Origin of the sequence: Arthrobacter sp. SO3, assembly GCF_020532825.1 — a bacterium.
Lineage (GTDB): Bacteria > Actinomycetota > Actinomycetes > Actinomycetales > Micrococcaceae > Arthrobacter.
This window is the reverse complement of record NZ_MQTS01000136.1, coordinates 1-9,151: the sequence shown is the minus strand read 5'-3', so window position 1 is coordinate 9,151 and position 9,151 is coordinate 1. Positions and strand designations below refer to the sequence as shown.

The 9,151-nt window shown below is 67.6% G+C and carries 8 protein-coding genes and 1 pseudogene; 4 read left to right on the top strand and 5 right to left on the bottom strand.

The annotated features are described in order from the left end of the window. Positions 1 to 266, bottom strand: a pseudogene (locus tag BJQ90_RS13200) (MMPL family transporter); the annotation flags it as partial. A 203-nt stretch (positions 267 to 469) separates the two neighbouring features. Between BJQ90_RS13200 and BJQ90_RS13195 the strand changes: the two are divergent. Beyond that, complete coding sequence (locus BJQ90_RS13195; protein ID WP_413463680.1) at positions 470 to 1,033, top strand: MarR family winged helix-turn-helix transcriptional regulator; 564 nt, start codon at positions 470 to 472, stop codon at positions 1,031 to 1,033. On the opposite strand, the gene BJQ90_RS13190 is transcribed toward BJQ90_RS13195, so the two are convergent. Then, positions 975 to 2,318 carry an APC family permease gene (locus BJQ90_RS13190; protein WP_226760710.1) on the bottom strand — a complete coding sequence of 448 codons (1,344 nt, stop codon included), beginning with the start codon at positions 2,316 to 2,318 and terminating at the stop codon, positions 975 to 977. The genes BJQ90_RS13195 and BJQ90_RS13190 overlap by 59 nt on opposite strands. Positions 2,319 to 2,450: 132 nt before the next feature. Between BJQ90_RS13190 and BJQ90_RS13185 the strand changes: the two genes are divergently transcribed. Further along, the gene (locus tag BJQ90_RS13185) at positions 2,451 to 3,266 is read left to right on the top strand and encodes a methyltransferase domain-containing protein (RefSeq protein WP_226760709.1); all 816 of its coding nucleotides are present in this window, start codon (positions 2,451 to 2,453) and stop codon (positions 3,264 to 3,266) included. A 42-nt stretch (positions 3,267 to 3,308) separates the two neighbouring features. Here BJQ90_RS13185 and BJQ90_RS13180 read toward each other — a convergent pair whose 3' ends face one another. Beyond that, positions 3,309 to 4,133 (bottom strand): hypothetical protein, encoded by an 825-nt coding sequence (locus tag BJQ90_RS13180; RefSeq protein WP_226760708.1) that lies wholly within the window; start codon positions 4,131 to 4,133, stop codon positions 3,309 to 3,311. 42 nt (positions 4,134 to 4,175) lie between these two features. Then, a complete protein-coding gene (gene opgC / locus BJQ90_RS13175; protein WP_413463679.1) occupies positions 4,176 to 6,674 on the bottom strand; it encodes an OpgC domain-containing protein in 2,499 nt (832 codons plus the stop codon). A 108-nt stretch (positions 6,675 to 6,782) separates the two neighbouring features. Between opgC and BJQ90_RS13170 the strand changes: the two genes are divergently transcribed. Both BJQ90_RS13170 and BJQ90_RS13165 read left to right on the top strand, forming a co-directional pair. Continuing rightward, on the top strand, positions 6,783 to 7,277 hold the full coding sequence (locus BJQ90_RS13170; protein WP_226760706.1) for a hypothetical protein: 495 nt from the start codon (positions 6,783 to 6,785) through the stop codon (positions 7,275 to 7,277). Between the two features lie 55 nt (positions 7,278 to 7,332). After that, positions 7,333 to 7,956 carry a LysE family transporter gene (locus BJQ90_RS13165; RefSeq protein WP_226760705.1) on the top strand — a complete coding sequence of 208 codons (624 nt, stop codon included), beginning with the start codon at positions 7,333 to 7,335 and terminating at the stop codon, positions 7,954 to 7,956. A gap of 50 nt (positions 7,957 to 8,006) precedes the next feature. Here the strand turns inward: BJQ90_RS13165 and BJQ90_RS13160 are convergent. Continuing rightward, positions 8,007 to 9,151 (bottom strand): AMP-binding protein (locus BJQ90_RS13160; RefSeq protein ID WP_226760704.1); only part of this gene is annotated, 1,145 nt, incomplete at its 5' end.

Below are 9,151 nucleotides of genomic sequence, written 5' to 3'. Positions count from 1 at the left end.
GGGGTGAACGCCGAGTCGCTCTCAATGACGATGACGGCGGGGATCTGGTTCGAGTCCCGGAACTTGGCCTGCCAGTCCTGCGCCTCCGTGGCCTCGGCTCCCGCCGGCAGGAAGGACGCCTGGTCGTTCGAGGAGACTTCGCTGAGCCGGCCAAAGGTGGGTCCGCCGATCCCGGCGATGGCCAGCCAGGTGACAACGAGCAGAACGGGTATCAGCCAGCGCAGCCAAAAGGGGACGCGGGCACTGCTTTGTGGTGTCTTGTTCATGGTTCCTTCTGGTGCGTGCCTCGGAGGAGTAGAATTGAGTCCATAATAGACTATCTCCACGATGGAGATAACCCGCCGGCGTCAATTCTTGGCAAACATTGTGTACCCGGGCCGGCCCGAAGCCTGGGTCCGCTGAAGTAAACTCCGGAGGGCGCCTGCTGCGAAGCAGGCGTGACCCAGTTACCGGGAGAGGAAGGTGCACCGTGACAGTCGATCCGTCGGGACGACCTGACCCTTCGGGGCCGCCCTCCGGACCCCACGCCGTACCCCACTCCGGACCCTCTTCCGGGCCGCCGCCGCTGGTCCGGCTGCTGCAGGATTTCAGCCTCGAGGCCAACCGCTACGTGGATTCCGCCGGCGGACGCAACGACATGCACCGGACAGACCTCAACGCCCTTGCCGTGATCATGCAGCACACCGCAAGGAACCAGATCGTGACGCCCGGCGTGCTCCGCAAGGAACTTCACCTCAGCTCACCGGCCACCACGGCGCTGATCGACCGGCTGCACAAGTCCGGCCACGTCATCCGGGAACGGCAGGGTAGCGACCGGCGGCAGGTCCAGCTCCGGATGACTCCCAAGGCCTACCGTGACGGCGGTGCCATGTTCCAGCCGCTGGCCCGCCACATGGGCGCCGCGATGGCCGAATTCACTCCGGAGGAGCTGGAGATCGCGACCCGCTTCATGACCTCGATGATCGAGGCGACGGTCAGGGCCGGGCAGGAGGCGGCGCAGCAGGCGGAACCGTCTCCAGCCGACGCGCCGTAGCCGTCGTTTCCGCGTGGCCCAGCGGCACAACCGTCCTGCCCGCCGGGCGGCCCGCCCAGGCCGCAGCCGCGGCCAGCCCCAGCGGGACCACGAGTGCCCAGCCACTGGACAGCAGCACGGCCAGCATCACACCGGCGGCCACAATGACGCCGTACCAGGCCGGCGTCCGGGCGGGCAGCAGCCGGATCCCGGCCAGCAGGCCGAACGCCGTCACCGCGGTGAAGCAGGCCGACGCCGCCCCGATCTGGAACCGCATATTGCCCAGACCGGCCGCCGCCGCCCCGAAGGACAGGAATGTCATCACCGCCAGCAGTCCAAGGCTTGCCGAGGGCACCTGTCCCGGCCCGGCGCCCCGGCCCAGGGTCCGCGGCAGCACGCCGTCGGACGCGAGGCCCGCACCCAGCCGGCTGGCGCCGGCGACGAAGGTATTGATCGGGCCGAACGTCAGCACCGCGGCGGCGACGGCGGTCAGCGGTGCCGCGAGTCCGCCCAGTCCCTTCTCGAGCAGCTGCGCGACCGGTACTTCGCTGCCCGGGAGGGCCGGTCCCAGGACGGCAACCGAGGCCGCGACGACGCCGATATAGACCACTCCGACCACGATCAGGGTGAGCCAGGTGGCCCGTTTGAGGTCCCGGTCCGGGTGGCGGAACTCACCGGCGAGATGCGTGACCGCCTCCCAGCCGGCGAAGCAAAAGAAGAGCAGGCTGGACACCCCGCCCACGGCCCAGTAGCCGTGCGGCGCGAACGGCTCGAAGTTCTCCGCCCTGGCAGACGGCGCAGCCAGTGCGACCGCGAGCGCCAGCAGCCCGACCAGCAGCACCATCAGCACCAGCTGGATGCCGCTGGACAACCGGATCCCGACGGCGTTGCTCGCGAAGGCGGCGGCCAGCAGCAGCCCGGCCGCCACCAGCGCCGTCCCGCGCCCGCCGCCCAGGGCATGGGCGATGTAGTTCCCGCCGATCACAGCTGTCGCCGGAGCCCCGAAGGGAATGGCGAAGTAGAAGAGGTAGCCGGCCACGGCGGAGGCGCGCCGCCCATAGGCCCTTGTGACAAAGTGGGCGATCCCGCCGGCGTCGGGCTGCTGGCGGCTCATCTCCGCGAAGCTGAACGCCACGGGGACGCAGAACACCAGCAACAGGGCCCAGGCCAGGAGCGAGGCCGGACCGGCTTCCCTGGCGGCGACGGCCGGGAGCACCAGGATTCCCGACCCCAGGATCGCCCCCACGTAGATGCCCGTGGCCCGGAACAGCCCGAGCCCTGCCTGCTTGCCGCTGTTGATCTTCACTCCTCCAATCATCCGCAGAACCGCGCGGGCCAAAAGCGGCAAAACTGACGGCCAGGCGCGAAATCCTGCCGTCTTCCCGCTGCCCTCTCCCCCTTTCACGGATTTGCCGGCGCGAGGCGGTAGCGTTTCCTTATGAGTGCGCAGCAGCCTGAAGATGTGTACACGCACGGCCACCACGAGTCGGTGGTCCGCGCCCATGCCTCGCGGACGGCGGAGAACTCCGCGGCCTTTGTGATCCCGTACCTCACCCCCGGGGTTTCCGTGCTCGACGTCGGCTGCGGGCCAGGCAGCATCACCTGCGATTTCGCCGGCCTGGTCTCCCCCGGGACGGTCACCGGGCTGGACCGCTCGCCCGAGGTGATCAGCCAGGCGGCCGCCCTCGCGGCCGAGCGCGGCGTGCCGAACGTCGAGTTCGTCGCCGGCAACATTTACGACCTCGACTTTGAGGACGAAACGTTCGACGTCGTGCACGCCCACCAGGTGCTGCAGCATCTGACGGACCCGGTCGCTGCCCTGCGGGAAATGCGCCGCGTCGCCAAACCCGGCGGCATCGTGGCGGTCCGCGACGCCGATTTCCATGGCATGAGCTGGTTCCCGGCCGTCCCCGAGCTGGATGAATGGATGGAGCTTTACCAGCGGATCGCGCGCCGCAACGGGGCCGAACCCGACGCCGGCCGCCGCCTGGTGTCCTGGGCCCAGTCCGCCGGGTTCACCGACGTCGCTCCCTCCAGCAGCAACTGGCTCTACGCCACCGGACAACAGCGCCGCTGGCAGGCGCGGGTGTGGGGCGAGCGCGTGCTGCACTCAGCCTTCGCGGACCAGGCACTCGAATACGGCTTCGCCAATGCCGCCGATCTGGCCCGGATTTCGGCCGGCTGGCACCGCTGGGGCTCCACGGATGACGGCTGGTTCCTGATCCCCAACGGCGAGGTGATCGCGCGGGCCTGAGGTGTTCCGGCGCCGGTGCCCAGTACGGCAGTGCGGGCGCACCTAATCCGCCAGCGCGGGAAGCGTCACGCTGGCGGAGGCTCCCATGCCCTGGCTCTCAGTGAACCCGACGACGCCGATCTCCACGTCCCGGGCCCGGCGGACGTCCGTCATGGTAGCGGTGCGCTCCTTGCCCTCGACAACCCCGGCCGGAAAGCCGTCCACGGTGACACCCCAGCGGTAGGGCTCCGGCCCACCCGGTTCCCACGATATCTGGACGGTGCTGAGGCCGTCCGCGTGCGCGGTCACCCGTACGCTCACGTTGACCGGCGCGGCGGGGAGCCCGTCCCGCGGGCCCCGGCCGATGTGGACCGCGGCAGACGCCGTCGACGAGCCGCCCGTGAAGTGGTTGATCCGCACCGTCGCCCTGCCCTCGAATACAGCCGGATAACTGTGCTTCGCCACGGCGAGCGGCCCCACCTGATCGGTGGTCCCGTCGCCGTCGAAGTCCCATTCGTACTGCGCGACGCTGACCCCGCCCGGCAGCGCCGCCGGGACGTAGAACGTGATTGTCTGGCCGGGCATCGCGTAGTAATCGGGATTTTCGAACCGTGCCTCCGGGACAGCCCCGGCCGCCCTGGCCGCGGGGTTCCCGGGTTCCGCCGCGGACGGCGTGGCTGCCCTCTGGGGGGCCGCCCCGGTGGTTGCGCCTGCGGTGGCGGCGTTGGTCTGCGGGACGGCCGCCGACGGCGGCCCGGTGCCCGTCCCTGGCATCGCGCAGGACGAGGCGGCCAGTAGAAAAGCCCCCGCAAGCACCGTTCCGGAAATTCTGTCCATCGACTCCCCCAAGTCTGTCGGCAGGCTCAGCTGCCGCACGGCTGACTGCATCGTAGCCTCCCGCGGCCCGGCTGTCTGCAGCCGCCGGGGCGGTCAGCGGGGGATGATCCGGAACAGGAACCTGGTCTTGACCATCGTCCACAGCAGGCCCAGGACCAACACATAAGCGCCGGTGTTCAGCCAGATGTTGCCCTGCTGCAGCATCGGGATATTGGCCAGGGCCAGGATCAGAAACACGTGGATGATGAAGACATACAAGGTGGCCTGCCCCAACGGGATAAGGAACCAGCCCAGCGCCCGCTCCAGCAGCTTCCAGTAGGCGGTGAGGAGCGTGTAGGCCGTAATGACCACCAACAGGACATTGAGCAGCCGTCCGGCGCCGAGGTACGTCCGGCCGAAATATCCGCTGTACAGCATCTGATGCAGGGCGTCCGGCAGCAACTCGAGGCGGACATCGTAGGCGTTGGAAAGGTAGGGGTTGGACCAGGCGAACAGTCCGAAAAGTACCGTCAGCAGCGCGCAGAGGGCCAGCACGCCGCGGTGGCGGGAAAACCAGCCCACAAGGGGCCTGCGGTAGTAGCCGGCGGTCAAGCCAACGACGAAGAGAATCTGCCAGACCATCAGGGGAAAGGAATCTTCGAACTGGGAGGGCAGAACACGGATGCGCGCCAGGGACCCCACCGCGTAGAGGGCGGCGCTGACCAGCAGAACCAGCCATGCCAGCCGGCGGGACAGCGCCCAGAGGATCAGGGGGCTGAGGAGAAGGAGCACGACGTACAGGCCCATGATGTTGAACTGCCACGGGCCGAACTCAAGGAGCAGGATTTGCGGGATGAGCCAGGCCGGGACCGGGAACTGCATCAGCCCCTCCACCCCCGTGTACAGGTCGTAGCTGCGGCCGGCCGCGGCGGTGCCCGCGCCGCCAGTGCCCTGGTCGGTGAATGCGGTCAGGACCGAGCTCTGGATCAGCGGTACGAGACTGATCAGGAAGACGGTCATGACGACGGCCAGGGCCGTAACGTAGAGCTTCCAGGACCGGGCGGTTGTTTTGTCCACCACTTCCCCGAGGTTGTCCCTGATCCTTGGCCCGTAGACCATGCCCAGAACCGCGCCGGACAGCAGGACGAAGAATTCCGCGCCGGACACCGCGCCAATCGTTTCCTGGGTCAGCAGCTGGAACAACGAGGTCAGGCCAACGTGGTTCACCACCACAAACAGGATCGCCATGCCGCGGAGCATGTCCACCCGCCTGTCCCTGAAGTTCTCCTCCCGGTAGGCCCAGGACCGTGCGGCAGACCAGCGGAGCGGGAGCACCCACAAGACGGCTGCCAGCGTCACTCCGGCCGCGGCAGCCGCCCACGCCCAGCCCCCGGAAATCACCCCGCCGCCCGGCGGACGGTCCGCAGCGTTTCCGCCGGCTGCCGCCGTCGCGGTGCCCGTGCGGAAGTTGGCCTGCTCCAGCCCGCCGGCCAGAATCGAAGCCGTGCCGGGGTCCGCGGTCAGGCGCCAGTCGATAGCGACCTCCCCGGATGCCCGTTGTGTGACCCTTTCGTTCCACAGCACTGCCTGGATGTTGCCGTAGCCGGAGGCCTGGGCGGCGAGGATCTGGCCCAGCCAGGCACTTTTGATCTCGTTTTCAGCGGGTCCGCCGCTTGCCGGGCTGTAGAAAGCCGCCGTTTCCAGCAGCAGGGGCTTGTTCCTGGCAACCGCGTAGTTGGCGTAGAAGTTAAGGTCGACGGCGTCCTGGACCGGCTGCGCGGGTCCCAGCATGCGGGTAAGCGCGTCGGCAGCGGGGAGCGTGTTGACCGGCGGCCCGCCGGCAGTGTCGTCGTGGAAGGCGGACAACCCCACCCAGTCCACCGCGTCGTCCCCGGGGTAGTAGGGCGAGTACGCCGCATCGTGAAGGTTCCAGACGCCGTCGGAATTCGTGTCCAGTGCGCCGAAGCCCGGGCTGCCGGGCTGTGCAGCGTCGGGAGCGTGGGGGAAGGGGTAGTCGCTTCCCTGGAACGGCGACCACACCATCAACGGCACGTCGAGTGTGGCGCGCATGGCGGCCGTCACGGCACGAAATGCCGCGATGTACTCCGCCGGCTTTTGGCCCCATGCTGCCCAGCCCGCATTCATATCGGGGGCGAAGCGGATGAACAGCCGGCCTCTAAACCCCGCGGCCATCTCTTTGATGTCCTGCGCCAGCTCGCCTGAGCTCTCCGCATTGACCTGCGCCAGAGGAACTGTCGGATTGACCGTGATCAGCGCGTCGGCGCCTTCGGCCCCGGCTTGTTTCAGGAAGAGCGGGATGAATTCCTTTTCCTGCTCCTGCACCGGCAGCGACACTTCATGGGCGTAGAGGGCCGCAGGTTTCCCCAGACGCGAGGCATACTGGGCCGCGGAGTCCGTCGACCAGTCAAGCCGCACCCCCCACAGCGGCCCTTTTCCCTCCTGCGTTGAGGACTCCCGGTCCGCCGTATCAGCCACGCCGGAAACCGGGGCGGGGCCGCTGGCCTGCGCCGACGCGCCGGCAACCGCTGTGAAGGCCAAGGCCAGGAGTAGCAGCAGGAGGGCTAACGCGCGGCGGAGTTTCACAGTGGCCATAGTAGCGACCAGGCGTCCGGGAACCTTCCTCGGGCGCGGAGCAGGCCGTTGTCCACATAGCCGCTGACCGCCGTAGACCCCCAGGGCCGGGTTTTCTAGCCTCAAGACATGATCATCCAAGCAGGTTTCGACTTCGTCATACTGGCCCGCCCGTTCATCGTCCCGGACGGCAGACTCAGGGCCAATCTGGTGCTGGTTGGTGTGGACGCGGAAATGCAGCTGGACAGCGTACAAGTCATCACCGAAGACTTTGCGGGCTCCCTGGCCCCTTTCCACGACGCTCTACTGGTGGCGCTGGATTCGGAATTCACCAAGTACTTTGCTATCGCCCACCCCGGCAGTTTCAGTGCATACGGCTGCCCTGACCCAATCATGGATGAGGCCGATGAATTGGAATCGAAGGCGGCCGAACGGGGACTGCAGCTGATCGGCCACTTCGCCGTCGACGAAACGGGCTACATGTCGGCCCGCGCGCATATGTACTTTGACCAGTATCCGAGGCACAACGACCTTCCGAGAACCATGCTGCACTGGTCCCATTCGAAGCTGCTCCGGTGCCTCTGTGCCCGCTGCGACCCCTTGTGCCAAACGGCTGGCGCGTGACGGCGTTGTGAAGCGCGGGGCGGGGAGGGCCCGCCAGCGGAAGTAAGCTGAATCAGTGCAACCCTCCCTTTGGCTGGCCCTGGCGGGCGCCGGCGTCCTGATCAGCTTCACTCCCGGCGCAGGCGCCATCAACACCATGAGCAACTCCCTGAACTCCGGCTTCCGGCGTTCCATCTGGGGGATCCTCGGCCAGCAGGCCGCGCTGGTAGTGCACATCGTGATCGTGGCCCTCGGCGTCGGGGTGCTGGTGGCCAGCTCACCGGTGGCCTTCAACGTGATCCGCTACGCCGGCGCCGCCTACCTTGTCTACCTGGGCATCCAGCAGTTCCGGCACAAACCCGACCTGGACCAGGAAAAAGCTGCCGCGCTGCGCAACGAGCCGGCATTCTCCATGTTCCGCCGCGGGCTGTGGGTCAACCTGCTGAACCCCAAGGCGATCGTGTTCTTCCTGGCCTTCATGCCGCAGTTCATCCGCCCGGAGAATCCGCTCCTGCCGCAGTACCTGACATTGTCTGCCACCGTGATTGTGATCGACATCCTGGTCATGTGGTTCTTCTTCGCCGCCGCAGCCAAGTCCTTCCAGCGGTTCACGCACGACGCCCGCGGGCAGCGCATCCTCAACCGGACGTTTGGCGTGCTGTTCATGGCCGTCGGCGTCGCGCTGGCCCTCATCCACTGACGGCCCCGCACGCCCGGGACTGGCGGCCCGGCTTTCGGGGACCAGTTCAGTCAGACGTGTCCGGGGGTCAGTTTCCGAAGATCGGCCTTCCGGATCTTGCCGCTCGCGGTCCTGGGCATTTCTGCCACGAAGACCACCGATTTGGGGATCTTGTACCGCGCGAGCCGGCCCTCCAGGTGGGAGCGAAGCTGCTCTTCCGTCAGCTGGGCACCCTCCCGCAGGAGCACCACGGCCCGGGGCACTTCGCCCCATTTCTCATCCGCCACGCCGATTACCGCGACACTTCCGACGGCGTCGAGTTCGGCGATGGCTTGTTCCACCTCGGCCGGGTAGATGTTCTCCCCGCCGGAGATGATCATGTCCTTGAGTCGGTCGGAGATGAACACGAAACCGTCCGGGTCCTTGTAGCCCATGTCCCCGGATTTGAACCAGCCGTCAGCGGTGTAGGAATCCGCTGAGGCCTCGGGCCGGTTCCAGTACTGGTGGATGACGTTGGGTCCCTTGATCTGGATCTCCCCCACCGTCCCTGGCGCGGCCGGGCCGGCCGCCGGATCCAAGGGATCAGCCACCCGGACTTCGGTGAAGAAGTGCGGCAGCCCCGAGGACCCTGCCTTGTCCCGGGACCTGGCCGCCGGCAACGTGGTGGCGCCGGGCGCCGTCTCGGTCATGCCGTAGCCGTTGGAGAAGCGCAGCCCCCGGCGTTCGTATGCTTCCAGGACCCGCATGGGCACGGCTGACCCGCCACACGTCAGTTTGTTCAGCGAGCTGAGGTCCGTGGCGTCCCAGTCCGGGTGCTCGCACAGCATCTGGTAGGTGGTGGGCACCCCGCTGATGGTCGTTGCGTGGTGCTGCTGGATCAGCTCCAGCGTCCGGCGGGGATCGAACTTGGCTTCCAGGACCACGGTGCCGCCCTTCAGCAGCGTGGGCAGGACACCCATGTCCAGGGAGGCCACATGGAACATCGGGGAGATCATGAGGGCCACATCGGTGGAGGCGAAGTCGAAGTCGACCAGCACGTTGACGCAGTTCCACGTGATGTTTCCGTGTGTCAGGAGAGCACCTTTGGGGTTTCCGGTCGTTCCGGAGGTGTAGAGAATCATGGCGGCGTCGTCCAGGCCCACGGGCTCGTCCGGCGGGAGCGCCGCCCCGGAGGCGATCACGGCCTCCAACCCCTCCACCACGGTTCCCCCGGCAG

What these genes read in the sequence shown, in the direction of transcription:
- BJQ90_RS13185 (WP_226760709.1), top strand. Translation starts at nt 2,451, where the DNA reads ATGAGTGCGCAGCAGCCTGAAGATGTGTACACGCACGGCCACCACGAG.
- BJQ90_RS13180 (WP_226760708.1), bottom strand. Translation starts at nt 4,133, where the DNA reads ATGCAGTCAGCCGTGCGGCAGCTGAGCCTGCCGACAGACTTGGGGGAG.
- opgC (WP_413463679.1), bottom strand. Translation starts at nt 6,674, where the DNA reads ATGGCCACTGTGAAACTCCGCCGCGCGTTAGCCCTCCTGCTGCTACTC.
- BJQ90_RS13170 (WP_226760706.1), top strand. Translation starts at nt 6,783, where the DNA reads ATGATCATCCAAGCAGGTTTCGACTTCGTCATACTGGCCCGCCCGTTC.